Genomic DNA, 1,061 nt, shown 5'->3' on the forward strand with positions numbered 1-1,061 from the left:
CGGTCTTGTGGGATTCAAGCCTTCGCGCGGCCTCGTGCGCAGGGAACGCGGCTTGCCCGAGATATTCCTCGACTACGAAGTGGCCGGCGGAATCGGTCGCTGCGTGAAAGACGTACAGCATCTGACGTCGGCGATCGCGGGATCGCGCCTGGAGGCCGGCCAGCCCTCGCCGTCTCGCATTCTTTTCGTGCCCCGGTTCGGCACCCATGCCGTCGACCCCCGCATCGCCGCGTCGGTGCGTCGCGCGGCCGAGGGTTTCGCCGCGTTGGGGCATGCGGTGGACGAAGCGCAGCAGGTGAACTGGTCGGAGGCAATCAACGCGCTGTGGCTGACGCTTTCCAATGCAGGGCTCGCCTGGATGCTCCAGCGCGCATGGCAATGGCCCGAGTTCGGATTGCCCGAGGGCGTTCACCCGGATCTCTCACGCTGCGGCGCGGTCGCGCAGGCGAATTTCGACGCCGGCCTGAAGCTCGATGCATCCGGCCTGTTCGATGTACTGGCGGAAGTGCGTGAACTCGAGCGACAGATGGAAGTCGTCTTCGCCCGCTACGACTTCATCCTCACACCGGCGACGGCCGCCCTGCCCTGGCCCTGCGAGCAGAGCCACCCCGAGCGGATTGCGGACACGGAAGTCGGCCCGCGCGGGCATGCCGTCTTCACCGCCTTCGCCAATGCCGCGGGCTTGCCGGCCATTGCATTGCCAAGCGCGCATGCAAAGGGCCTGCCGACTGGCATTCAGTTGGTCGCACCGGTCGGCCACGATGCCGAATTGCTGGCATTGGCCATGCAGTATGAGGAGGCCTTTCCGTGGCTTGCGCTGTGGGATCAGGAAACTGAAAGACCGCATGCAGACAACGACAAGTTGGTGGCACGAAGGGCTCACTCAACGGGCTGAAAAAAGAGGAGGCCCCATCCGGCATTTGGGTTGGAACTGCGGGCAATAGGGGCATCCCGCTCCCCTCGATCGCAGATGTCTGCATGGCTATACTGCGCCCGTCATGTCAAAAACAGGCGTGATCGGGATTGGCGTCCCGCTGAAATCACTGCGACGAAAGCCGCAG

1 protein-coding gene is annotated in these 1,061 nt (G+C 64.4%); it reads left to right on the plus strand.

Annotated features, from left to right (window positions below; translation table 11 throughout):
* Window positions 1-895: amidase family protein (locus tag ACSFA3_RS25675; RefSeq protein WP_435508137.1), on the plus strand; the 895-nt coding region annotated here is incomplete at its 5' end.
* Between the last annotated feature and the right edge of the window lie 166 nt (window positions 896-1,061).

Origin of the sequence: Variovorax glucosi (genome assembly GCF_051216695.1) — a bacterium.
Lineage (GTDB): Bacteria > Pseudomonadota > Gammaproteobacteria > Burkholderiales > Burkholderiaceae_C > Variovorax.